Source organism: Pontibacter mucosus, from assembly GCF_003054055.1.
In the GTDB taxonomy this organism is placed as follows: Bacteria; Bacteroidota; Bacteroidia; order Cytophagales; family Hymenobacteraceae; genus Pontibacter; species Pontibacter mucosus.
Window position 1 is genome coordinate 733111 of record NZ_QBKI01000001.1, and the last position, 25263, is coordinate 758373.

A 25263-nucleotide genomic window follows, 5' to 3' on the forward strand; every position below is an offset into this window, starting at 1 on the left:
TATGAGTGGCAGGTAAGGTCGCTCATAATTTATTCGTTCTTTGTCATCCTGTAAGGATCTTGGTAGAAGTTAGGTTAAGTGTCAGCCATGAAAAGCCACAACTACTTTGTCTATATCACCACCAACCCGGGTAAAACAGTACTCTATGTTGGGGTGACAAATGACTTGGTAGTAAGGCTGGAGCAGCACAAGGAAAACCGCGGTAAGCCCGAAACCTTTGCCGGTCGCTATTACTGCTATAAGCTTCTGTACTATGAGCGCCACACTTACGTGCAGTATGCCATAGAGCGGGAGAAGGAGCTGAAGTTGCTGAGTCGGGAGCAAAAGTTGGAGCTCATCAGAAAGGAGAATCCACACTTACAGTTTCTGAAGGTTGAGGATTAAGCCAGCCTGCATCTCCCAGCCACCAAGATCTTTACAAGATGACAAAAGAGGAAAGGTACTAAGTATAAGTATACAATTGCTGTCATTCTTTCTAATAAGCAGGCCTCAAATCTGTCATTCTGAAAGAAACTTGGTGGAAGGGAGGTTAAGCCGAGGCTACTCCCCAACTCGACCAGATGATAGGGTAAAACTGAAAGTATAGTGATAGTATAAACTATAAAAGAGCATCAAAATGAACAATGCATATATCGTAGCCGGATACCGTAGCGCAGTAGGCAAGGCCAACCGTGGCGGATTCCGGTTCACCAGACCTGATGACCTGGCTGCTGACGTCATCAAACACCTCCTGGCTTCTGTGCCAGCCCTTGACCCCGAGCGCGTAGACGACCTGATTGTGGGCAACGCGGTGCCGGAGGCGGAGCAAGGCCTGCAGATTGGCCGTATGATTTCGCTTCTGGCGCTGCCGATGTCGGTAAGCGGCATGACGGTAAACCGTTACTGCGGCTCCGGCCTGGAAACAATCGCTATTGCCGCTAACCGCATCGCGGCTGGCATGGCCGACTGTATCGTGGCGGGTGGTACCGAATCGATGTCGCTGGTGCCAACGGCGGGCTGGAAGACGGTGCCGAACTACAAAATTGCCCAGAAGAACCCGGATTGGTACCTGAGCATGGGCCTAACGGCTGAGGCGGTGGCTGCCGATTACAATGTTTCACGTGAAGACCAGGATGCGTTTGCCTTTAAGTCGCATCAGCGGGCTATTAACGCCATCCAAAACGGCTACTTCAAAGACCAGATCGTGCCAGTAACCGTGGAAGAAACCTACGTGGACGAAAATGGCAAGAAGAAGACCCGCTCGTTTGTGGTAGACACCGACGAAGGCCCACGTGCTGATACATCGATGGAGGCACTGGCCCGCCTTAAGCCCGTGTTTGCCGCAGGCGGTACGGTAACAGCCGGTAACTCGTCCCAGACATCCGACGGAGCCGCCTTTGTGATTGTGATGAGCGAGCGCATGGTAAAAGAGCTGAACCTGGAGCCGATTGCGCGCCTGGTAAGCTACGGTACCGGAGGGGTAGACCCGCGTATTATGGGTATGGGCCCAATTGCCGCTGTGCCGAAAGCCCTAAAAATGGCTGGCCTAAGCCTGAACGACATCGACCTGATTGAGATGAACGAGGCCTTTGCCGCGCAGTCTATCGCCGTGATGCGCCACCTGGACTTTGATCCGGACAAGCTGAACATCAATGGCGGGGCCATCGCGCTCGGTCACCCGCTGGGCTGTTCCGGCGCCAAGCTGAGTGTGCAGCTCTTCAGCGACCTGCGCCGCACGGGCGGCAAGTATGGCTTGGTTACAGCCTGCGTAGGCGGTGGCCAGGGCGTGGCAGGTGTGTTTGAGCTACTAAAGTAGCTTGACAAAAGACTATTTGACAAAGGACAAAAGATGAAGCATAACTTCAGGGAACTGAGAGTATGGCAGGAAGCCATAGCTGTTGCGAAAGAAGTATATTTTCACTCCAGACAGTTCCCTGAATTTGAGAAGTATGGATTGACAAGTCAAGTTAATCGTGCTGTCGTTTCCATCGCTTCAAATATTGCCGAAGGCTCCGCTCGAAGCACTAACAAAGACTTTCGAAATTTTCTGGGTATAGCATTAGGCTCAGCCTATGAAGTAGAAACACAGTTATTATTGGCGAAAGAATTTGGCTACTTGTCCGAAGATAGTCTTAATAATTTGCTCAAGTTACTCCACAGTCTGGAGAAGAAGATTAGCAATCTGCAAAGTCGACTCAATGATTAAATATTAAGGGATAAAAAGTCTTTTGTCCTTTGTCACAAAATCAAAAAATCTAAAAACCATGGAAACTAAAACCGCAACTATAAAAGGTGGAGAATTCCTGATCAAGGAGACCAACCCGCAGGATGTGTTTATTCCGGAGGAATTTAACGAGGAGCAGCGCATGATGGCCCAGACTTGCCTGGACTTTGTGCGCGAGGAAGTATACCCGCTGCTGGACAGGCTGGACAACCACGAAGAGGGACTGATGGAAGGGCTGATGAAGAAAGCCGGGGAGCTGGGTCTGTTCGCGGTATCGATGCCGGAGCAGTACGGCGGCCTGGATATGGACTTCAACACCTCGCTGCTGGTAACGGAGTCGGTAGGCGGCGGGCATTCGTTCCCGGTAGCCTTTGCGGCGCACACCGGTATCGGTACACTGCCTATTTTATACTTTGGTACCGAGGAGCAGAAGAACAAGTATATCCCCAAACTGGTGAGCGGCGAGTGGACGTCTGCTTACTGCTTAACGGAGCCGGGTTCTGGTTCTGACGCCCTGGCGGCCAAGACCAAGGCGGTGCTCAACGATGCAGGCACGCACTACATCCTGAACGGTCAGAAGATGTGGATTACCAACGCGGGCTTTGCCGATGTGTTCATCGTGTTTGCGCAGGTAGACGGCGACAAGTTCACCGGCTTTATTGTGGAGAAAAATTACCCGGGCCTGAGCCTGGGCAATGAGGAGCATAAGATGGGTATCAAAGGCTCCTCTACCCGCCAGGTGTTCCTGACGGACTGCGAGGTGCCGAAAGGGAACGTGCTGGGCGAGATCGGTAAAGGTCACCTGATTGCCTTCAACATCCTCAACATTGGTCGTATTAAACTAGGAGCTGCCACCTTGGGAGCCGCTAAGAAAGTGGCAGACCTGTCGGTGAAGTATGCCAACGAGCGCCACCAGTTCAAGCTGCCTATCGCTAAGTTCGGCGCTATCCGGCACAAACTGGCAGAGCAGGCCATTCGCATTTACGGCTTAGAGTCGGCCCTGTACCGCGCCGGTATGGACATTTACCACAAAGAGCAGGAGTTGCTGAGCAGCGGTGCGAATGAGAACGAGGCACTACTGGGCGCTGCCCGCGAGTTTGCCGTCGAGGCCGCCATGCTGAAAGTGGAAGGCTCGGAGGTGCTGGATTACGTGGTGGACGAAGGCGTACAGATCTACGGTGGCTACGGCTTCTCAGCCGACTACCCGATGGACCGCGCCTACCGCGACTCCCGTATCAACCGTATTTTTGAGGGTACCAACGAGATCAACCGCATGCTCACCGTGGACATGATCCTGAAAAAGGCGATGAAAGGCGAACTCGACCTGATGGGCCCGGCGCAGGCGGTGCAGCAGGAGCTGATGGCTATTCCGGACTTCGGAGAGGAAGAGGAAGGCCTGTTTACAGCAGAGCACAAGGCTATCCGCAACCTGAAGAAAGCCATTCTGATGGTGGCCGGCACGGCGGTGCAGAAGTACATGGACTCGCTGGCCAAGGAGCAGGAAATCCTGATGAACATTGCCGACATGGCCATCAAGACCTACGTGGCGGAATCCACGCTGCTGCGCGTGGAGAAACTGGTAAGCCAGAAAGGCGAAGAGGCCGTGGCCAACCAGATAGACATCGTGCGTGTGACGGTAAACGATGCGGTGGATTCGGCTTTTATGGCTGGTAAAGACGCCATTGCCGCGATGGCCGAAGGCGATGAGCAGCGCCTGTTGTTCATGGGCCTGAAGCGCTTCACGAAGAAAGACCTGTACAATACCAAAGAAGCGCGCCGCCGCATTGCCGCTGCCCTGGTAGAGGCAAATGAGTATGTATATTAATTTCTGACCATTTATAGTTAGGGAAAGGCTGTTACCACAGGTAGCAGCCTTTTTTTGTGTCAGAAAGAGAAAGTACTAAAGTATAAAATGCAAATCCTGCATCAATTTTATACTTGGGGCAGTAGTAGTCGCAGACATTTTACGTATTAGAGGAACAGCCACTTGGTACAAAAACAGAACTATGAAGGTGACTTGCCTTATACCTTGCTACAACGAACGGGAGCGCATCGGACAGGTGCTGCGCATTATGGTGGGCACAAAATATATTGCCCAGGTAATTTGTGTGGATGATGGCTCTGAAGACGGTACCGCCGACTACATACAGCACAACTGGCCAGGGGTGGAGGTAGTGCGGCTGCCGCAGAACGTGGGTAAAACCGAAGCTATCCGGCAAGGCCTCCGGCAGGTAAAGTATAAAACCCTGCTGATGATGGATGCCGACCTGCAGGACCTGCGAAGGTATGAGCTGGAAGCTGCCCTGGAGGCGTACCGGAAGTATACTTCTGTGGATATGATTATCCTGCGCCGCATCAACTCGCCCTGGTTCGTGAAGTGGTACCGCAGCGATGTGCTCCTGTCCGGCGAGCGTATACTTAAAACCGCTGACCTGAAGCAGGTGCTAAACCAGAAGCTGAAGTCTTACCAGCTGGAGGTGGCCATCAACCGCTACATGTTGCGCCACAAAAAGGTAGTGCGCTGGATGCCTTGGTCGGCTATGAACACTTATAAAGTGGATAAGCTGGGCGTGCTGGACGGCTCCCGCAAGGAGTTTAAGATGTATGTGGATATTGTGAACTACGTGGGCTTTTCGCACATGCTGCTGCAGCTGACCTCGTTTACCCGACGCATGCGCAAAAAACAGGAAAGCGAGTCGCTCCGAACCCGCTTTCTGCAGCAGCTAAAGCTGTAAGCTATCTCACCTCGATGCGGGTGAGCTGCAGCTTGTCCGCTCTCTTTCCCCCACGTAGCACCGTCACAATGTCCTTGCCGGCCAGCCAGGTGGTGTAATCCTTTACATAAGCCAGCTTTTTATCATTCGGGATGCCGAGGCGAAGGCCCTGCGGGGCTGTGGCGCTGCCATTGTTGGTGTTTATCTGGCGCAAGTATAAATCATACTTCCCGCCGAGCTCCTCCAGCGTAAGCAGGTTCAGCGTATTGCCGCTAAGGTAGGAGCTGTAGGAGATGCTGGTAAAGCCTTCGGAAGCCGGGGCTTGCTGCTGCTTCATCAGCACCGAGTTCCAATCGAAGGTCATGTACTCGTCGTAGGCGAACAGGTGCAGCTCTTTGGCAAAGTATGGTGAGTTTTCCCCGCCCTCGGTATACTTCTTTTCGGCAAGTATAAGCAGTTGCCGCTCTGGTGTCAGGATCAGGTCAGTGAGGTAAATGTCCTGCAAGGAGTTGCTTTTATTTGTTTTATCCAGCGCATTTACCTTTTGCACATACTCTGGGGTGAACATGTACTCCTCGGCAAAACGCATGTCCTCGTTCTCGAAATCATACTGCACGGCCTTCAGGCTGTAGTAGCCGCCGCTTTTCTCGTCAGCCGTCAGCACGGCGCCATACATTTGCCCGTTCGGCATCAGCTCGAAGCGTGTGTCGCGGATGTATACTTTCTTGCCACCAAACACGCCGCCCACCAGCACCGACATCACCCTGACTTCCTTGCTGCCCGGCTTGTACTGGCGCACGCTCAGGCGGTTCATTTGGTCCGAAATCAGGTTCACATACTGCTCGCCACCATTGCCCACCTGTATGTCGGCGGTCAGGATGCCGCGCAAGTCGCTCAGGTCATACTTTACGTCCTGCTGCTTTTGCAGGCTGCCGTTGTAGAGCGTGCCGCTGATGCTTTGTATCTGGAAGCTGTTGTCGGTTTGAAAGCGGTAGGCCAGCACCTGCGTACCGTCAGCCGACACCGCCACGCCAGCCCTGCGGCCTTTGGCCGGAGCCCCCAGGAGCTGTACCGGCTGCTCCGCTTTTCCCGTTTTTAGGTTAATGCGGTGCGCGTGGAGCAGCTGGTTTTGGCCGTCCTGCCGGTGCGTCACCACCAGCGCCGCCTCTTGCCCGGCTGTGAACTTATCCACTTCCTCGCCTGCAGCCATGGGTATCTCCGCTGCCCAAAGCTTTTTCAGGTCCGCGTTATATTTCTCCACGGTATATTGGCCATCGCCCTGGCGGTTTAAAAGTATAAACTCGTTCTGCCCCACCGGGATGGATTTGTGCGGCAGGCGCTGGTTGTAATGGTCGACTTCGGGGTTGGGCTGATAGTTAAAGTCTACCGCTGCCCTGATTTTGGACTGGGCAAGTATAGCCTGCGGCAGGCAGAGCAGGCACAGAAGTATAAGCGAAAGAGTAAACTGCTTTTTCACGGGTGATTTGAGTTTGTAATAAGGGTAAAACGGAGGTGTGAGGTGTTGGTTGTGGGGAATGATGCTCGTGCAGCCGAAACCGGTGTGAGTGCTTCGTGCTTTTCTCCTTAAGTTCCCACAGTACCTGTCTTGACTTCCCCTGCGCGCTTGTAATTGGCGATGATGACGCCACTTGGTGTAACCGTACTCTCTACTAATGTAAATGCTGCCGGAACGGCGCCGTTGTCAAATAACTTTTTCCCTTTACCAAGAATCAACGGATAGATTTTGAGCCAGAGTTCGTCCACCAGATCATTCCTCAACAACAGCTGGGCCAGCTCACTGCTACCCCAAACCTTGATAGCAGACCCGTGTGAATTTTTAAGCTTCTCGATATCTGCCAGACTATGGAGGACAATAGAATTCTTCCACCTGGTAACTATCGGGTCCGAATCCTTTATAGTATTCGACAGCACGTATTTTGTCACATCAGTAATACCTAGCCATATATGTTCGTGCTCCGGCCAATAATTGGCAAAGATCTCAAATGTCTTTCTGCCCAAAAGAAGATCTGCAGGTTCCATGTGTTTTTCCATGACTCTGTCCGAGACTTCATCTGTATAAGGCGCCACCCAACCTCCAAATTCAAAACCTCCTGATGTATCTTCTTCAGGTCCGCCAGGTGCCTGTATTACTCCATCTAAAGTAATAAACTCTAATACGATTATTTTCCTCATATTATTTTATTCTTTCAGGCCCTTGTAGGTGTTATCACCTGCAAGAAATTAGCTGTTGTAGTACACATTGTGGGTGAAAACATCTACAATGGAAAAAACAAACTCTCTTAGGCTAAGAAACAGGTGATAATCCGAATCCAGTGAAATCCTCTTCACTGGATTCGGCTATCTCGTTGTCGCCCGTTTCTGATTCGTAAAGTAGTCTTTCCGCCCTTGCATAATCCTTGATTACCTTTATCGTAATCAAGGCGAGCGGAATACCAACCACGTTTCCTAACATACTGGCAATTGTTGCGTTGGTCAGTTCATCTACCGATTCTGTGTTGAGATAAGAACGCATCAAGATCTGTCCGAGAAAATTACTAAAAATCCATAGTGCCCACCACGATCCAAGGTAAGTGGTTTTTAGGGGGAACTCGTGCCCGGTCTTTGTAAGCAACATCCTTGAATCCTGGTAAAGCTCACGCATGATCTGATAAGGACGAAAGAGGCAAAGGATTGGAACAAACCAACTACCAACTGCCCATCCGTCCGTGAATGAGGCATTCCCGGTACGCTGCTGTAAGTTATAGTAGGCTCTTCTAAACCAAAGAAGGAAAGCAAAGCCAGAACCGACAAAAAGTAAGAAGTAAATACCTCCCATAGCCTGCTCCCTGGCATCGTTGGCTGCTGCAGCCTCTTCCGAAATAAAGCCTGACGATGCGGCTTGAAGCAAGTCGTACTGCAAATAGCTGGAGAAAAAAGCCAATACTTCCGCAACAAGCACAGCCCATATTAACACGATGGCCATCTTCGCACGTTGTACGTTGGGTTTTGTAGGGTTCATTCTTTTTGAATTAAGGAAAGTGTAATAAGCGTTGAAAGTCAATGAAGCCAAAGCTTCTGCATGGGGTAGGAAGATAGTTAGAACTTATTTAAGGGGGAATACCCTTTCTCATTTTTATATTAAGTCTTGGAGATGTTATCACCCACATGAAATCAGCTATTGCAGTACAAATTGATGGTGAAAACACTAATAATGGCAAATAGGAAGAGGAATCTAATAGTATTTGAAGTACACGAAAAACAGTTAAGAAGCCCGTTCTCTAGTATAAGAAATTACCTATTGTTTCGCGTGGAACCAAAGTATAAGTAGCCCCAACTTTCTCAGCTAATCCTGCTCCAGTTAATAGTATTGGCGCTCAGCGATTGAATGTGGCGGCGGATGTTGGCGTTTTCGGGTTTCTCCAGTTGCGGGTCCTGGTGCAGCACGCGTTGGGCGGCGGCGCGGGCCTCCTGAAGTATAGGCGCGTCCTTGGAGAGGTCGGCGATGAGCAGGTCAAGTACGCCGCTTTGTTGTGTTCCCATCAAATCGCCCGGGCCGCGCAGTTTCAGGTCGATGTCGGCAATCTCGAAGCCGTTGTTGGTGCGTACCATCGTTTCAAGGCGGGTCTTGCTATCTTTGCTCAGCTTGTAGCCCGTCATCAGGATGCAGTAGCTCTGCTCGGCACCCCGGCCTACACGCCCACGCAGCTGGTGCAACTGCGACAAGCCAAAGCGCTCGGCACTCTCGATAATCATCACAGAAGCATTCGGCACGTTTACACCCACCTCAATTACGGTAGTGGCCACCATAATCTGCGTCTCTTTCTTCACGAAGCGCTGCATCTCGTAGTCCTTGTCCTGCGGCTTCAGTTTGCCGTGCACCATACTTACCTGGTACTCTGGGAAAGCGCGTTTTATACTTTCGTAGCCGTCCATCAGGTCCTTGTAGTTCTCCATCTGCTCCGACTCCTCGATGAGCGGGTACACGATGTATACCTGGCGGCCTAGCTTTATCTGGTCGCGCACGAACTGGAACACACGCAGGCGGTGCGAGTCGAAGCGGTGCACGGTCACGATTTCCTTACGACCGGCCGGCAGCTCATCAATCACCGATACATCCAGGTCGCCGTACAGCGTCATGGCCAGGGTGCGGGGGATAGGGGTGGCTGTCATCACGAGCACGTGTGGGATAATGCGTGGGTTTTTGCGCCACAGTTTGGAGCGCTGCTCCACGCCAAAGCGGTGCTGCTCGTCCACGATGCACAGGCCCAGGTTCTGGAACTGCACCACGTCCTCCAGCAGCGCGTGTGTGCCTACAATCATCTTCATCTCGCCGGAGCGCAGCTGCTCGTGCAGTACCTTTCGCTCGCTGGCTTTGGTAGAGCCGGTAAGTTTGCCCAGGTTGATGCCCAGGCGATCGGCAAAGGCTTTCAGGCCCACGTAATGCTGGTCGGCCAGAATCTCAGTAGGCGCCATCAACACCGACTGCGCCCCGTTATCCGCGGCAATCAGCATGGTGATAAAGGCCACGATGGTTTTGCCCGAGCCCACATCGCCCTGCAGCAGGCGGTTCATCTGCTTGCCCGCTGTCAGGTCCGCATAAATTTCCTTCACCACCCGCTTCTGCGCGCCTGTCAGATCGAAGGTCATGTGGTTTTTGTAGAACTCGTTGAGGGTGGGCACCTGGTTAAATACCTGGCCCTTTAGGTCGGCTTTGCGCACCACCTTCTGGCGGAACAGGCGCAGCTGTATGTAAAAAAGCTCCTCGAACTTGAGTCTGAACTTGGCCGCATTATACTTCTCCACCGTCTCCGGGAAATGGATGTTGGCATAAGCGCTGCGCTTGTCCATTAGCTTATAGGTATCAATCAGCTCCGGCGACAGCGATTCCTGCACCTGCGGAAGGGCCACCTTCAGCAAATGCTCCATCATCTTAGCAATTACTTTGCTATCGATGCGGTGGGCTTTGAGCTTTTCGGTGGTGTTGTAGACGGGCTGCAGAAAAGAGGTCGTTTGTTTCTCCTCGGCCAGTTCCTCCAGCTCCGGGTGGGCCATACTAAACCTGCCGTTGAACTCGGTGGGCTTGCCAAACACGATGTAGTCGGTATGGTTCTTCAGCGTCTTTTCCATCCACTTCACGCCCTTAAACCACACCAGCTCCAGCTGGTCGCCGTTCTCATCTACCAGCGTAGCGGCCAGGCGCTGCTTCCGGCCTTCGCCAATCACCTCTTTTCCGCGGATGCGGCCGCGCACCTGCACATAAGGCATACTTTCGTCCAGCTCGCTTACTTTGTAGAACTGGGTGCGGTCGAGATAGCGGAAAGGGTAATGCTGGATCAGGTCGCCGTAGGTGAAGATGCTGAGTTCTTTCTGCAACAGCTCCGCCCGCATGGGGCCTACGCCCTTCAGGAATTCTATTTTGGTGTTGAAGAAGTTGCTCACAGTCTTTGGCTTGCTATCGGGTGAAAGTATGGCAAGTATAAAGTACAAAAATAAGCAAAAGCCCCGACAGGTGTAAATGCTGGCTGGGCTTTATACTTGGTAATTATACTTTATACCTCGGCTATACTTTTTATACTTGCTGATTTATACTTCCAAAACCGCCGCTTCCTGCAATTGGACACATGCTATCCTTGCTAGCGGGCGCTTATCCTCCAGCCATACATAAGCTACTGTCGCATTTATACTTTGTGCCCTCCCAGGCCGGGAGGCCTCGCCTTCGGGCATCGCGCTGCTTTCGCTTCCTTTGCTCCTGCGTCGCAATGCCTCGCTGCCGCTCGTCACCGGAAATCTAGAAGGCGCTCAACCCAAAGGCTGGGAATCAATTCGATAGCCGCTGCCCCTACTGTCATCTCGACCTTCGGGAGAGATCTGATTAGAATCCCGATAGATCTCTCGCCCTGCTCGAGATGACAAGAGAGTAGTAAGTATAAATTCCCCTCTTGGGAGGGGCTGGGGTGGGTTTATCCTTCTGATGACAAGAATTGAAGCTATGAAATTTATACTTTAGCCAAAGCAGTTACAGGCTCCCCGCCTTAGATAAGGAGGGGCCAGGGGTGGTTGGACCCGGTACGGCAATCGGATATGCCAAAGTGTTCACTTTACTCTGGACTAACGCTGTCTAATAAAATTACTCTTGTCTGTGGTTGACTGCTTTCGCTGAATTTAAAAATGATCAAAAGTATAAAAGCAATTACTAGTGAACCTATGATAAGATTTCTTCTTCTTTTTTGGGATGTAAGTTCAATAGGGCCGACCATTTCATCAGTGAATTTACCTTCGAATCCTCTAAATGCCCAGCATGTAAAGGCTCCGGTAGCAATGATTATAAAGCTGAGAAATGTTGGCATTTGTCGATTTATACTTTCTATCCTATAGAACAACAACTACATCTCCTTCCACTCCAGCGTATTCAGCAAATGGATGATATCCTTCTTCACAAACTCAATCACCGGGGCCAGGGAGTCGTTTTGGGTGGCGGTGCGGAAGTATAAGGCGCCGCGCAGGAAGTTGTCTGTAGAGTCGGTTACATAGAACTGGAACTGGCTGGGAACCTCGCCCTCCAGCTCAAACACAGAGGCTATATCGCCGGAAGGCGTTTTAATTTCTGCCTCCTCGATGGCATAGGCCTTGATCTGGTGCTTGGAGGTGAGCTTGCGGGCATCCTCCACCAGGTCATTCAGCTTCTTGTCGTCATTCTCCAGCTGCTTGTAGGTTAGCTGCACATTGGCACCCAGGCTGGGATAGATGATGTTTATCCAATGCGGCTCGGCGATACCGGAAGAGTCCGGGCGGATTTTAGCGTGCTTGGAGTACTCGAACGTATAAGGGTGGGCTTCCTGCAGTTGCTGGTAAGTATGGGAGGGCAGGTCGATGCGGTTATAGCCTTTCGGTTTTGGCGTATACTCCGTGCCGCTGCAGGCTACGATACCAGCGGCCAGGGCCGCCCACATAAACGCCTTCAGGCTACCCAACTTTATGATACTTCTCTTTCTTGCTTGCGACATTGATCTTTACTCGTTTTACGCGCTTCGTGTCCGCCGACTCTACCGTAAAGTGGAAACGGCCATAGGCTGTTGCCTCCCCAGCCCTCGGAATCCCGGAGAATAAGGTAAGCATCAGGCCGGCCACTGTCTCGTTTGAGCCCTTTACCTCGTCAAAGGCATCAAAGGGCACCTCTGTTATCTTACAGAAGTCGTGCAGCGAGGTCTTGCCGTCAAAGATAAAGGTATTTTCGTCGAGTTGAGAGTAAATGATATCATCATCGTCGTCAAACTCATCGTTGATCTCTCCCACAATCTCCTCTACAATGTCCTCCAGGGTAAGCAGGCCAACTGTAGCGCCATACTCATTTATCACGATGGCCATGTGCACATGCTTTTCCTTGAAATCCTGGAAAAGATCGGCGATGCGCCTGTTCTCCGGCACAAAAAAAGGAGGGCGCACCAGCTGCTGCCAGTCAAAGTCCGGGCCCTTGCCCAGGTGCGGCAACAGGTCCTTCACGTAAAGGATGCCTTCTATGTGGTCGGTGCTTCCGGAGTATACCGGAACGCGCGAGTAGCCCCACTTGACTATTTCCGGCATCAGTTCCGGAAAAGTCATGGAGGTGTTGAAGGCCACAATATCAATGCGCGGGCGCATGATCTGTTTTACCGAGATAGACCCGAAGTTTACCACCCCGCGCAGAATCCTGCGCTCCTCCGGCGAGGTATCCGCTTTTATCAGGGCCACATCCAGGCTGTGGTGCAATTCCTCAATAGTATTTGTATACCCCCGGATGATGTACTTGCGATCTACAAGCTCATTGATGGAGATAAGCAGCCACGAGAAAGGCCGGATAAGGAACTGCAGCCTGTCGAGCACACTTGCCATGCTTCGGGCCAGCGGCATGCGGTGCCGCTGCACGTATACTTTCGGCAGCACCTCCCCGCAAAAAACCAGGAAGAAGGTAGCAAACAGCAGGCATATCGCCAGCGATCCGGCCGACAAGGTCATGGTGCCGAACACCTGCCAGGCCACGTAGGCAAACAGCGTGATGATGGCTACATTGACGCCATTGTTAAGTATAAGTATGGTGGTAAGAAGCTTGCGCGGGTCCTGCAGGAGGCGGTACACACGTTGCTCAGCGGGGTGCTGGCTTGTTTTGCACTGCTCTAGTTCCTGCTCCGAAAGAGAGAAAAATGCTGCCTCGGCACCTGAGGTCAGGGCCGAGAGCAGCAATAAGATCAGGCCGCCTGAAATGGCAACCAGGTATTCAATCCTGAGTTGAGTTAAAGAACTCTGTAAAAGTTGGAGTAAGCTGTAACTCAGGGGGTCTCCGGAATCTGTACTTTCCAAGATTGTTTTGTTTAGTTAAACATAGGTTAGAACGGCAAGTCGTCCGGCTCGTCGCTCTGGAAGCCGCCGGCCGGGCTGCCGCCCTTGCTGGCTGTGGCGCCACCGCCATAGTTTCCGCCGCTTGCAGCAGCGGAAGAGCCCTGGTAATCGCCACCTCCGCCATTGTCGCCACCGCGGCCACCAAGCATGGTCATGTTATCGGCCACGATTTCGGTGCTGTAGCGCTGCACGCCTTCTTTATCCTGGTAGCTGTTGGTGCGGATTTTGCCCTCGATAAACACCGAGTTGCCTTTGCGCAGGTATTTCTCCGCTACTTCGGCAAGGCCTCGCCATACCACGATGTTGTGCCACTCGGTGCGCTCCTGCTTCTGCCCGTTCTTATCTTTAAACGTTTCAGAGGTTGCAATAGGGAAGCGGGCAACGGCCACGCCACCTTCTAAATGACGTACTTCAGGGTCTTTGCCCAGATTTCCGATCAAAATTACTTTGTTTACACTTGCCATGTCTTTTTTTGTCTAAATATTAAATTGAATTGGGCTACTCCAGCAACCAAGCTGGAGGCAAATATGGCTTATACTGAACCTCTTAATGTTTTTGTTTAAAGAAAAGTTTCAGCCTATAAATATACTAAAATCTTAGCATCCTGCAAATAATTACTGATTAAAACCGGCTTCGGCAAAGCGTCTATTTCCCCAACGTTATAAGCGGCCAACCTTGTTTCCTGAAGCACCTCATCTTTTAGCGGATCCTTGAGTTTTATACGGTAAAAGCGCGCCGTTATTTTCTGGTGGCTGAGAATATGTTTGTAATCTTTTGCCGGCGGCTGCAACAGGGCTTCCTGCACAGGTATGCCGGCCTCCTGCAGTTCGTGCAGCAGTTGCTCCACGGGCAGGTCCTTGCTCTCGCTCTCGTAAAGGTAAAAATCGTAAAGTCCCTGCCAGATATCGCCCTCCAGTCTGTTGCGAAGGTAAAAGGTGCCGTTCAGCTCGAATACGATGTAGTGAAAAAAACGTGGCCGTGCCGCCTTGGCTTTCGATTTTACAGGCAGTTCCTGCACCATGCCGTGGTTAAAGGCAAAACAGTTTTGCTGCAGCGGACAGAACATACAGTCAGGCATGAGCGGGGTGCACTGGATGGCCCCAAACTCCATGATGGCCTGGTTATAGGTGTCTGGCTCATGGGCCGGCACCAGCTCATCTGCCAGTTTCTGGAACACCTTGCGCGAGGCAGGGGCCGCAATATCGTCCGTAATGCCAAATACACGCGCCAGCACCCGGAACACGTTGCCGTCCAGCACAGCCACCCGCTCCTGAAAGGCAAAGGCCGCAATGGCCGCCGCCGTGTAGTTTCCTACGCCCTTCAGCTTTAACAACTCCTCATAATTGTCGGGAAACCGGCCACCATACTTTTCTACCACCAGTTGGGCAGTGTGGTGCATGTTGCGTGCCCGGGAGTAGTAGCCGAGCCCCTGCCACAGCCGCAGCACCTCATCCTGCGGGGCGGCGGCCAGGTCGTGCACGGTGGGGTAAGCGGCCACAAAGCGCTCATAGTAGGGTAATCCCTGCGCCACCCGCGTCTGCTGCAGAATCACTTCGGAGAGCCAGATAAAGTATGGATTTTTCGTGCCGCGCCAGGGCAGGGAACGTTTGTGCCTGCTGTACCAGTTAATTAGAGTCGGAGCGAAAGAAGGGTCTGGAACGGGGTGCATAAATTGTACAGTTTAGGTTCTGCAAAACAAACAGCGCAAGGTATTGTTTGCTCTTTGGGCAGGCGCAAGGTAAGTGGCAGACGTTAAAATATAAACAGTTAAGGTGCGTTAGGGAAGGGTGAAGATAGCACGCTCTTGCAGAAACTAAAGCGCGCTTTTACAGGAGGCAGGAGGTTAATAGTTAATAATTTAGCGCTAAATCTTTTGCAATTCGAAAAGTAAAACTACCTTTGTGCCCCGAATTTCATCGTTCTGCGGAACCGCCTGATTTTCCAAAGATTAGAAAGTTAACATATTATTAATATTCTAAAAATTTAAGAAAGTGACTAAAGCAGAAGTAATATCAGAGATTGCTGATAAGACAGGGATTGATAAGGCAGATGTTCAGTCTACAATCGAGGCTTTCTTCAAAGTTGTGAAGGACTCTATGGCTGATGGTAACAACATCTATGTGAGAGGTTTTGGTAGCTTTGTGAATAAGAAGCGTGCGAAGAAAGTAGCTCGTAACATTTCTAAAAACACATCTATCATCATCGACGAGCATTTTATTCCAAGCTTCAAGCCGTCTAAGACCTTTATCCAGAAGATCAAGAACAGCAAAAAGATTCAGGAGCTAGCGCATTCTTAATTTTTTGTATCTTTGCTGAACGAACTTTATTTTCAGTAACATATTAACGTAGCGTAAAAAGAATGAAACGGTCTCAGGTATTGATAGTTGTTGCAGCCATCGCTCTGGTGGCCGTTTTATTCTTTTTGCCTAAAGTTGTTGTTAACAACGAAGATCAGGATAACTTAGCCAAAACTGAAGAAAGCACCGGTTTACCGGAAGGCCACTCCGAAGACGATGGCCACGACCACGGAGCCGGAGCTGGTGAAGATGCAGTCAAAGCACACAGGGTTGCCACACCCGAGCAGCTGATGGCGCTGACAACTGCGCGTACCAAGTATAACAAAGCTACCGACGAGCAAACCCGTAGCCTGGTCGCTGTGGAGCTTGCCGAAGCCTACTCCAACGCTGCCAGGTATGACAGCGCTGGGTACTATTACGAAATTGCTGCCAACGCCCGTGGAGGTGAGAAAAGCTACAAGAGAGCCGGAGACGCCTACTATGAGGCCTTTACCTTTGCCGCCACTCAGGAACGTGCCAGCGAACTGGGCTCCAAGGCCCGTACCATGTACGAGCAGGTGCTGAAGAACAACCCTTCGGACAACGACGCCAAAACAAACGTGGCCATGACTTACATCGCCACCTCCAACCCCATGCAGGGTATAACCATGCTGCGCGAGGTGATTGTGGCAGACCCGAACAACCAGAAGGCTTTGTTCAACCTGGGCATCCTGTCCATACAGTCTAACCAGTACGACAAGGCGGTGGGCCATTTCGAGAAACTTGTGTCCGTTAACCCGCAGCACGTGGAAGGAACCTTCTACCTGGCGGTGTCGTTGGCTGAGACAGGGGAGACCGAAAGAGCTAAGGAACTGTTTAACAAGGTGAAAGGCATGAGCAACGACCCGGCCCTGAACACCTCTGTGGACGAGTACCTGGCCAGACTGCAGTAAATGCTTTAAAAGTAACTGAAGAAATCATTTATAAAACCAAACCTACAAGAATATGCCTTGCGGAAAGAAAAGAAAAAGACATAAAATCGCTACGCACAAGAGAAAGAAGCGCCTGAGAAAAAACAGACATAAGAAGAAGTAATTTCTTCCGCGTTCAAGAGGGCCCACTTTACGCAAGTTAAAGTGGGCTTTGGTCTTATACATCCAACATAACCATTTGAGAGAAATTGAGCAACGAGCTAATCATCAATTCTACTCAGGATGGGGAACGCATTGCGCTTTTACAGGACAAACGATTAGTTGAATATCACTTCGAGTCGAAAGACACGGACTACATTGTAGGGGATATTTTTCTGGGTACTGTAAAAAAGGTAATGCCTGGACTGAACGCCGCTTTTATTGATATCGGTTACCAGAAGGATGCATTTCTGCACTACCACGACCTGGGAGCCAACATCAAAACACTGAACAAGTATGTAAAAGCGGCGCAAACACAGAAGAACGCAACACCCAAGCTAAACCAGGCGAAGTTTGAGCCTGAGATAGACAAACTCGGCAAAATAGCTGACGTGCTCAAAAAAGGGCAGCAGCTGTTGGTGCAGATCGTAAAAGAGCCTATCTCAACCAAAGGACCACGCTTATCCTGTGAGCTTTCTCTTGCCGGCCGTTACCTGGTGCTCGTACCGTTCTCAAACACGGTAAGCGTATCCAAGAAAATTGTCAGTAAGGAGGAACGCACCCGACTGAAACGCCTGATCACGAGCATCAAGCCGGAGAATTTCGGTGTGATTATACGTACAGTGGCAGAAGGCCGCGATGTGGCAGAGCTCGACAGAGACCTGCGCAACATGTTAGCAAATTGGGAAGAGGGCTTTAAAACCCTCAGAATAGCGAAGCCAAACGATAAGATCATTGGCGAGCTCAATCGTTCTTCCTCCATCTTGAGGGATTTACTAAACGAGAGCTTTGACAACATAGTGGTGGATAACACCCAACTCTATGACGAGATCAAAGCCTACGTGCAAAGTATAGCGCCGGAAAGGGTTAAGATCCTGAAGCACTATACTGGCAAAACCAAGACCTTTGAACACTTCCACATCGAGAAACAGCTAAAGGCTGCTTTCGGCAAAACCGTGACGATACCAGGGGGCGGATACCTGGTGATAGAGCACACCGAGGCGCTGCATGTAATCGATGTGAACAGTGGGAATAAATCCAATACCGAAACCGATCAGGAGGCAACCGCACTGCACGTAAACATGATGGCCGCCAAAGAAGTGGCCCGTCAGCTGCGCCTCCGGGATATAGGTGGTATCATTGTAGTGGACTTCATCGATATGAAGTCGCCCGAAAACCGCCAGAAAGTATACGAGGTGGTGAAGGAGGAAATGAAGCGTGACCGCTCCAAGTCCACCATCCTTCCAATCTCCAAGTTCGGCCTGATGCAGATTACCAGACAGCGCGTGAGGCCCGAGCAAAACATTGTAACCGGCGAGGTTTGCCCTACCTGCGGCGGCACCGGTAAAACATCTGCCAGTATACTGGTAACAGACGAAATTGACGCAGCGGTAGACGACCTGCTGACAAGCCACAACCACAAGAGTCTGGAAATATACTTACACCCGTTCGTGCATGCCTACTATACCAAAGGCTTGTTCTCACGGCAGGTGAAATGGTTCTTTAAGTACTTCAGGTGGGTAAGCCTGATCAAAGATACTTCCCTGGGCATCATGGAGTTTAAAGTGATTGACAGCAGGGGGGAAGAGATAGAACTGCGCTCCGCCTTCAATGATATGAACGGCGTGCAGGACAAAGATGAAGAGTAAGCCCCCTGGCTTACGGGCACAAAAAAGCCGCTGCTAGTAGATAGCAGCGGCTTTTTGTATTTAAGGTAAAGTATGGCAGGCTAGAACTTCAGGCCAAAGTCAACCGACACGCCGTTGTTTTTCACGGAGATGTTCTTGTCGCCGAGCTTCTTCTTGTAATGGTCGTCGATATTGGTCAGGCCGCGGTGGTAGGTAAGGCCACCGAAGATTTTCGTGCTCTGGCCCAGCTCAAACTCCACGCCGCCGCCAAGTATGGCATCCGTCTCGAAAATGTTGAAGCGCTTGATTACCTTATCGCCGTCTATTACCTTCTTGTTGTTTACCTGTGCGGCAACCTTGGTGTTAAGCGCGCCACCCACCTGGAAGTATAGAATCGTGCCCGGGGCCACCTCGTTGGTGAAGAGCTTGAGCGTTAACGGGAGTTGGATGTACTGTATGGAGATGTCATCCTTGCCGCTGATGCGCTCCGTAGAACCGTCGCCATGCTCACGGGTGTAGTTGTAGGCAATCTCGGACCCCTTGCTGCGGTACATCAGGCCGGTGCTGAAGGCGTAGTTCTGGGCAAAGAAGTAGTCTACCACCACGCCCACGCCAAGGCGCAGCTTGCTGTTCTCCTTCTCAAAGTTATACCTGTCCTCGGCCACAAAGCGGTTGCCAGAAATGGTAGGCGAGAGCTGCAGGCCAATCTCAACTTGCGCCATCGATGTGAATCCAAGGCACAAAAACAGCATTAACAGTGTGATTTTCTTCATTAGCTTAGCTTTTATTATACTTTACGTTACCCTATTACAAAGTAACCCCTATTTTTGCGTAAAGATACAAAAACAATGTATTACAGATTACTTATACTTGCCATACTTGTGTTTGCCTTTGGCTGCGGCAGAAAGGGCTGCGAGCTACCCAACGAGATAGCGCAAATCCCGATGGATGTGCAGATTGAGCGACTGGAAAAACCGTTCTTTGCAGCTAAGACAAAAGCCCAGATGGCAGCCTTCATCCAGGCTAGTCCATACTTTGCCGAGCAGTACCTACAGCGGAGCGAGTACCCTTCCGACTCTGCCTTTATAAACCCGCTGCACGGCCTGGCCACCAACCCGGAGCTGGACTCGCTGGCACAGCAGGCCATGCAAACCTTCGGCGACATGCAGCAGGAAGAGCAGCTGCTGGAGGATGCTTTCCGGGTAATAAAGTATAACTACCCCGATTTCAGGGCGCCACAGGTAAAGACCTTTGTTACCGGCCTGGGCACGCTGGGCAACGACTTGTACGTGTCGGACAGCCTGATCGTGTTCGGGATAGATTACTTTATCGGGGAGAAGGCAAAATACCGCCCGCAGGCCTATGAGTATATCCTGAAGCGCTATGAGCCGGAGAAGATGGTGCCAGCGGCCATGCTGCTGCTCTCCAACCGCTTTAACAGAACCAACTTTAAGGACCGTAACCTGCTTTCGGAGATGATTGGAATGGGGAAGGCCTATTACTTCGTGAAGTCGGTGCTGCCATGCGTGCCGGACTCTTCCATTATTTCCTACACCGATAAGCAGATAGCGGATGTAAACTACAACGAAGGCCGCATCTGGGCGCATTTTGTGGAGAAGGAGCTGCTGTTCGAGAAAACGCCTTTTGTGGTGAACAAATACATTGGCGAGCGCCCTAACACCCCTGAAATAGACGCTACTGCCCCCGGTCGAATCGGTACGTGGGTGGGGTGGCAGATTGTGCGCAAGTACATGGAGCGTAACCCTAACGTAACCTTGCCAGAACTGATGGCAGAGACGGACTACCGCAAGATTTTCGAGGAATCAAAGTATAAACCGGAAAGAAGGCGGTAGCTTTAGCGGTTACGTGGCTGAGTTGTTGATTGAGCGAAGAGTCTACCTAGGATAGCATTTCAACAATTTAGCAAGCAACAATTTAACTATCAAGAATGCACATTGCCCTCCTGAACCAGCACCACCACAACCCGGACTGCCCTGCTACGTGCCGCCACTACACGTTTATGCAGGAGCTGGTGCACAGGCACAAAATAAGCCTGGTAACAAGCGATGGCTGGAGGAAGACCAGGGTAACCTATAATCATTTCTGGGTGCCGGAGGGAGTGGAACTACATGAGTGCCTGGCACCATACTCCAACAAAATGGGGGTGCGCAAGCGCCTCAAAGCCTTTGCCGGATTCGCGGGGAGTGCTTTCAAGAAAACCATGCAGTTGCAGAAGCCCGATGTGTTATGGGCTGTATCTACGCCGCTCAGCACGCCTTGGGTAGCAGCGCAGGTGTCCAGGCTACGCGGTGTGCCGTGGGTTTTTGAGGTACAGGATCTTTGGCCAAGCTTCCCGATACAGATGGGGGCGGTGCAGAACAGCTGGCTGCAGCAGCGCCTCTATACCATGGAGCAGAGCCTTTACGAGAGCGCCAGCCACATCATCACCCTTTCCCCGGACATGACGGCGTACGTGGCCGGCCTGGGCATCCCGAAGGAGAAAATCACGACCAACTACAATGGCACCGACCTGGATTTAGTGGATGCTGTGCAGGAGCAGGAGGTAGAGGAACTGCGGCAAAAGTATAACCTGCACGGAAAGCGGGTGGTACTCTATGCCGGTACCTTTGGGCGGGCCAACAGCATGCCCACGCTCATGCAGACGATTCAAAGTATGGCCTCAGACCCAAGTATAACTTTTGTGTTTACGGGCAACGGCTACTATGAGCCACAGCTGAAGGAGCTGGCAGCACAGACACCTAACCTGCTGTTACTGTCGCCACAGCCACGCCCCGATGTGTTCAGGCTCTTTAAGCTGGCCGATGTTTCTTTAGTGCCTTTTAACGATCTGCCGGTGCTGGCCAGTAATTCGCCAGCCAAGTTCTACGACAGCCTTGCCTGCGGCACGCCCGTTATCGTCACCAACCCCGGCTGGACCAAAGCCTTTGTGGAGAAGTATAGTTGTGGCTGGTACTCGCCCGCCGAGCAACCGGAGCTACTTGCGCAGACACTGCGCGATGTGCTGGCCGAACCGCAGCAACTGCAAGCTGCCTCAGCTAACGGCGCTTCCATAGCCCGCCAACTTTTCGACCGCCAGCAACTGGTGTTGCAGGTAGAGGAGGTGCTGGAGAAGGTGGTAAAAGATGCTGTTCAGTATTACTAAGTTGTTTTTGTATTTCTTATTGCTTTCATTACCAGGTGTTTATATACTATGTTTTCTTGTGCATCTTCCTAATCAGTAAATATGGCACATACTTTGGTAATGTAGAAGTATAAGCCAAAAATCCAGGCCTGGGCTTTGCGCTGATTATCTAACCCCATAAAAGCAGAAGAAGATGAGAAAGAACATATTGATGCTGGCATTAAGTGTGCTGGTAGCAGGAAGCGCTGTGGCACCCGCAGTAGCACAAGGCCCTGAAAAGCAGCGGCAGGAAGTACGGGCTAAAAAATACAAAGACGATCGCAAGCGAAAATCTCCTGAGGAAAGGGCAAAGCTGAGGGCGGAGCGTATGACCCAAGAGCTTGACCTTAATAAGTCGCAGGCCCGAAAGGTGGAGGCGCTATACTTGAAAGAGGCAAAGGCACGTGAATCGAAGCGGGCCGATTTTAGGAGAGGCGACAGGAAAAGCGCCGAATCCCGTGAAGCTATGCGTAACGAGATGATGGCAGCCCACCAGCGCCACAACGAAGAGCTGAAAGATATCCTCAACAAGAAGCAGTACGCCAAGTATGAGGAGATGCAGGAGCAGAAACGCGAGCAAATGAAAGCCAGGCACCACGAGAAAGGCGGAAAAGGCAAACGCGGCCACCATGAGAGAGACAGGTCGCAGTCCTAAGAAGTATACCCAGTAAAAGAGGCAAGCCGGTTAAGCTTGCCTCTTTTTTTATTCTTTCGCTAAGGCTGTTGTTCCTGCATCCATACTTGCAGCGCCCTCACTCGCTTGTGATTGTGTCTGGCTTTCAAAATATTACATTTTGCGGTGCTTTATATTAGCTTTTACTTATATTGTAGAAGCACATGTCCTGTTTGCTCTCTAAATCTTACTGAATTTCTCGTGCAGGCAAGCAGTTACCCCTTCTACCTGATAAGCACTGCCTATGAAACTCCTCCTGATTTTCACGTTGCCGCTGCTCATGCTGTATCCGGAGCACTCCTTCTCCCAAAGCCATAAAGGCGCGCTAAAGGGTATACTCCTGGACGCGGAGACGAAAGAAGCGCTGCCCTATGCCGCAGTAGCGGTTTATACTGCCAGCGACACAGCGATGGTCACGTTTCGGATGAGCGATGAGAAAGGCGTGTTCAGGGTGCCGGGGCTGCCCACCGGCCGGGAGCTTCGGGCGGTGATTACGATGATGAGCTTTAAAGTATACCGCAAGGATTTTATACTTTCGGCGGATCAGCCCGTGCTGGACCTGGGCGATCTAAAGATGGAGCCAAGCTCTGAGCTGCTGAGCGAGGTGCTGGTGGTGGCCGAAACGCCGCCGGTGCTGGTGAGGAACGATACGCTGGAGTTTAACGCCTCCTCTTTTAAGGCGCTGCCTACTGCATTAGTAGAGGATCTCCTGAAGAAGCTTCCGGGGGTAACGGTGGACGCGGCAGGCAACATCAGCGTGAATGGAAAGACTGTGCACAAGATACTGGTGGATGGGAAAGAGTTCTTCGGCAGCGACCCTACCATTGCCAGCCGCAACCTACCGGCCGATGTAATTGAGAAAGTACAGGTGATGAATGACCCGGAGGTAGTACGCCGCGACCCATACTTGCCCGAGAACGAAATCCCGCAGGTGGTTAACCTCACCTTCAAAAAAGGAGTCAAAAAGGGCCTGTTTGGCAAAGTATACGGCGGTATCGGCACCGACAACCGGTATGAAGGCGGCGGCTTGATAAACACTTTCCGCGATACCACACAGCTAAGCCTGCTGGGCTATTCAAACAACCTGAACCGGCCGGGGTTTGGTATGGGCGATATGAGAAAGATAGGAGGGTTTGACCGGAGCGGGACGAACAGTGTTGCCATGTCGGGCAGTGGCTATGAGCTGAACGGAGTCTCCTTTGGCGGAATGGGGGAAGGGGTGCAGCAGTCATCCGGCGGAGGTGCAAACTTTAACACGGTCACCAAAAACGGCATCAAGCTGAACCTGCAATACTTCTACGGAGGCATAGACGAAGAGGTAAGACAACATGTAGATGCCAGGCAGTCATTAGGGCGCGATACCCTAATCACACGCCGCACCCGGGACCAGAACATCAGGAGCCATAAGCACCAGATAGGGGGTAAGCTGGAGTGGAAGCTGGACTCCCTTACGGATTTTTACTTCAGACCAAGCATATTGCTCGGCCAAAGCACTGCAAGACAGAAGGAATTGACCAATACCTACCGGAATACCGGCAGAATGATAAATGAGGGAGATAATAACGAGCGCTCAGAGGGCGGCACGGACAGCTTTGCCGGCACGTATTCCTTAAGCCGCCTCTTCGCCAAGAAGGGCCGGGTGTTTAGTTTATTTGGCACTTATGATTACGGCACCACACTTCAGGACAAGTATAACCTAGCCCTCAACCGCTTTTTTGAACCACAGCCCCAAACAGCGGAGCTTAACCAGCTCCGGAACGAAGGCAGGGACAATCTGGGCGTCCGCAATACCCTTGCTTACATCGAGCCGTTTTCAAAGGACCTGGGCGCCGTTATCAGGCTGAACTCTCACTATTTTAAAGAAGACAACGCCGTAAGCACCTACGCCTATAATCCGGAAAACAACGATTACGATGTGCTGCTGGATGATTTCTCCACGCTTTTCGATAGGAAGGGCTGGCGAAACTACGTAACCACAGGCCTCAACTGGAAAAAAGGAAAGCTAACGGTGGAGCCCGCAGTGGAGTTTATGTCGCTCAATATCAAGACCGCTTTCCGGGAAGGGAAACCCATTCTGCAGGACTACCTCTATGCCTTCCCATCACTGCGCGTGCGTTGGAAAGAACTGAACTTAAGCTACTCATCCGCGCTACGTGAGCCGGGGGCTGCAGATATTCAGCCTGTGGTAGATAACTCTAACCCACTGTTTATCCGCTATGGAGATCCGGCTCTGGCACCTACTGTCTCCCATACTTTCAACTTAAATTTCTATAAGTATGATTTCAACAAGTCGCTCAACTACAACCTCTTCGCCTACGGAAGTATAAACCGGGATGATATTACCAGAGAGCGGACGATAGGATCTGACGGGGTGCAGACTTCCCGGCCTGTCAACACCGATGGAAACTGGCAGGTGAACGGGATGGCAAGGGTATCAAAGGAATTTAAGCATGATTCAGGCAGGAGGTTTTCCTTGGGAGCATCGGCTGGCGGGGGGTACCGTAAAATGCTGATCATCCTGAACGGGGTGCGGAGCTATGGACAAATCGTCAACTTTAATCCTTCGGTAAACGCGGGGATAAACCTGAACGATAAGCTTGAGTTTTACCAAACGTTGCGGTTGAGCACGAATCGCAGCCGCTATGAGGAAGATGTATTCGATAGCTATAACACCCTGTTCAGAGCTGCCACTAGCCGCTTGGTGCTTCGGGTGCCGAAGCGCGTGGTGTGGGAGGCGTACCTGGAGCAGTGGCACACTTCGGATGCCGTGCCTGGCTTGCAGGACAGTTACAGCAGGCTTACTGCCGCAGTTACCTTCCTGTTTCTGAAGGATGACCGGGCACAACTGAAGCTATCAGTATTCGACCTGCTGGACCAGAACATCAGCGCCAACCGCTTTATCCGGGAGAACATGATAGAGGATGTGCGGACAACAGCACTAACCCGCTACGGTATGATCACTTTCATCTACGATATCCGCAACTTTGGTAGCAAGGCGAGGAGCGAGAGCAGAAACACCCTCTTCAGGTTTTAGCAAGTATAAAGTATCGGGTCAGTGTTGGGTTGAAGTATAAAAGAGTACTGT

The 25263-nt window shown here is 51.4% G+C and carries 21 protein-coding genes; 12 read left to right on the forward strand and 9 right to left on the reverse strand.

All coding sequences use genetic code 11. The features are described 5' to 3' along the window. Positions 1 to 87: 87 nt before the first annotated feature. The 5 genes from C8N40_RS03330 to C8N40_RS03350 all read left to right on the forward strand — a co-directional run bounded on the left by C8N40_RS03330 (position 88) and on the right by C8N40_RS03350 (position 4938). Complete coding sequence (locus C8N40_RS03330; RefSeq protein WP_108210337.1) at positions 88 to 384, forward strand: GIY-YIG nuclease family protein; 297 nt, start codon at positions 88 to 90, stop codon at positions 382 to 384. A 232-nt stretch (positions 385 to 616) separates the two neighbouring features. Beyond that, positions 617 to 1795, forward strand: a complete 1179-nt coding sequence (locus C8N40_RS03335; RefSeq protein ID WP_108210338.1) for a thiolase family protein — start codon at positions 617 to 619, stop codon at positions 1793 to 1795. Positions 1796 to 1828: 33 nt separating this feature from the next. Continuing rightward, positions 1829 to 2185 (forward strand): four helix bundle protein, encoded by a 357-nt coding sequence (locus tag C8N40_RS03340; RefSeq protein ID WP_108210339.1) that lies wholly within the window; start codon positions 1829 to 1831, stop codon positions 2183 to 2185. Positions 2186 to 2243: 58 nt separating this feature from the next. Next, the gene (locus C8N40_RS03345; RefSeq protein ID WP_108210340.1) at positions 2244 to 4028 is read left to right on the forward strand and encodes an acyl-CoA dehydrogenase family protein; all 1785 of its coding nucleotides are present in this window, start codon (positions 2244 to 2246) and stop codon (positions 4026 to 4028) included. A gap of 181 nt (positions 4029 to 4209) precedes the next feature. Then, a complete protein-coding gene (locus tag C8N40_RS03350) occupies positions 4210 to 4938 on the forward strand; it encodes a glycosyltransferase family 2 protein (RefSeq protein WP_108210341.1) in 729 nt (242 codons plus the stop codon). Between the two features lies 1 nt (position 4939). Here C8N40_RS03350 and C8N40_RS03355 read toward each other — a convergent pair whose 3' ends face one another. The 8 genes from C8N40_RS03355 to mutY all read right to left on the reverse strand — a co-directional run bounded on the left by C8N40_RS03355 (position 4940) and on the right by mutY (position 14959). Beyond that, positions 4940 to 6394, reverse strand: a complete 1455-nt coding sequence (locus C8N40_RS03355) for a hypothetical protein (RefSeq protein ID WP_108210342.1) — start codon at positions 6392 to 6394, stop codon at positions 4940 to 4942. A 107-nt stretch (positions 6395 to 6501) separates the two neighbouring features. After that, complete coding sequence (locus C8N40_RS03360; protein WP_108210343.1) at positions 6502 to 7110, reverse strand: dihydrofolate reductase family protein; 609 nt, start codon at positions 7108 to 7110, stop codon at positions 6502 to 6504. A gap of 112 nt (positions 7111 to 7222) precedes the next feature. Then, complete coding sequence (locus C8N40_RS03365; RefSeq protein ID WP_108210344.1) at positions 7223 to 7936, reverse strand: DUF4328 domain-containing protein; 714 nt, start codon at positions 7934 to 7936, stop codon at positions 7223 to 7225. A gap of 320 nt (positions 7937 to 8256) precedes the next feature. Beyond that, complete coding sequence (gene recG, locus C8N40_RS03370) at positions 8257 to 10356, reverse strand: ATP-dependent DNA helicase RecG (protein ID WP_108210446.1); 2100 nt, start codon at positions 10354 to 10356, stop codon at positions 8257 to 8259. A 944-nt stretch (positions 10357 to 11300) separates the two neighbouring features. After that, positions 11301 to 11867, reverse strand: a complete 567-nt coding sequence (gene gldD / locus C8N40_RS03380; RefSeq protein ID WP_108210447.1) for a gliding motility lipoprotein GldD — start codon at positions 11865 to 11867, stop codon at positions 11301 to 11303. Positions 11868 to 11880: 13 nt separating this feature from the next. After that, on the reverse strand, positions 11881 to 13251 hold the full coding sequence (gene gldE, locus C8N40_RS03385; RefSeq protein WP_245904977.1) for a gliding motility-associated protein GldE: 1371 nt from the start codon (positions 13249 to 13251) through the stop codon (positions 11881 to 11883). 26 nt (positions 13252 to 13277) lie between these two features. Further along, complete coding sequence (locus tag C8N40_RS03390) at positions 13278 to 13754, reverse strand: single-stranded DNA-binding protein (protein WP_108210346.1); 477 nt, start codon at positions 13752 to 13754, stop codon at positions 13278 to 13280. A 113-nt stretch (positions 13755 to 13867) separates the two neighbouring features. After that, positions 13868 to 14959: an A/G-specific adenine glycosylase gene (mutY, locus tag C8N40_RS03395; protein ID WP_108210347.1), complete on the reverse strand. Its 1092-nt coding sequence runs from the start codon at positions 14957 to 14959 to the stop codon at positions 13868 to 13870. 322 nt (positions 14960 to 15281) lie between these two features. Here mutY and C8N40_RS03400 point away from each other — a divergent pair, with 322 nt between their 5' ends. The 3 genes from C8N40_RS03400 (at position 15282) to C8N40_RS03410 (ending at position 18345) form a co-directional block, all read left to right on the forward strand. Then, complete coding sequence (locus tag C8N40_RS03400) at positions 15282 to 15587, forward strand: HU family DNA-binding protein (protein ID WP_092105376.1); 306 nt, start codon at positions 15282 to 15284, stop codon at positions 15585 to 15587. 62 nt (positions 15588 to 15649) lie between these two features. Next, entirely contained in the window at positions 15650 to 16519 is an 870-nt protein-coding gene (locus C8N40_RS03405) for a tetratricopeptide repeat protein (RefSeq protein WP_108210348.1), read from the forward strand. A gap of 227 nt (positions 16520 to 16746) precedes the next feature. Next, positions 16747 to 18345: an Rne/Rng family ribonuclease gene (locus C8N40_RS03410; RefSeq protein ID WP_108210349.1), complete on the forward strand. Its 1599-nt coding sequence runs from the start codon at positions 16747 to 16749 to the stop codon at positions 18343 to 18345. Positions 18346 to 18425: 80 nt separating this feature from the next. Here C8N40_RS03410 and C8N40_RS03415 read toward each other — a convergent pair whose 3' ends face one another. Further along, complete coding sequence (locus tag C8N40_RS03415; protein ID WP_108210350.1) at positions 18426 to 19097, reverse strand: porin family protein; 672 nt, start codon at positions 19095 to 19097, stop codon at positions 18426 to 18428. A gap of 75 nt (positions 19098 to 19172) precedes the next feature. Between C8N40_RS03415 and gldB the strand changes: the two genes are divergently transcribed. From gldB to C8N40_RS03435, 4 genes are all read left to right on the forward strand, one after another. Beyond that, positions 19173 to 20177, forward strand: coding sequence for a gliding motility lipoprotein GldB (gene gldB, locus C8N40_RS03420; RefSeq protein WP_108210351.1), 1005 nt, complete (start codon positions 19173 to 19175; stop codon positions 20175 to 20177). A 95-nt stretch (positions 20178 to 20272) separates the two neighbouring features. Continuing rightward, positions 20273 to 21487: a glycosyltransferase family 4 protein gene (locus C8N40_RS03425; RefSeq protein ID WP_108210352.1), complete on the forward strand. Its 1215-nt coding sequence runs from the start codon at positions 20273 to 20275 to the stop codon at positions 21485 to 21487. Between the two features lie 172 nt (positions 21488 to 21659). Continuing rightward, entirely contained in the window at positions 21660 to 22160 is a 501-nt protein-coding gene (locus tag C8N40_RS03430) for a hypothetical protein (RefSeq protein WP_108210353.1), read from the forward strand. A 262-nt stretch (positions 22161 to 22422) separates the two neighbouring features. Beyond that, on the forward strand, positions 22423 to 25212 hold the full coding sequence (locus C8N40_RS03435; protein WP_108210354.1) for an outer membrane beta-barrel protein: 2790 nt from the start codon (positions 22423 to 22425) through the stop codon (positions 25210 to 25212). The last annotated feature ends 51 nt before the right edge of the window (positions 25213 to 25263 follow it).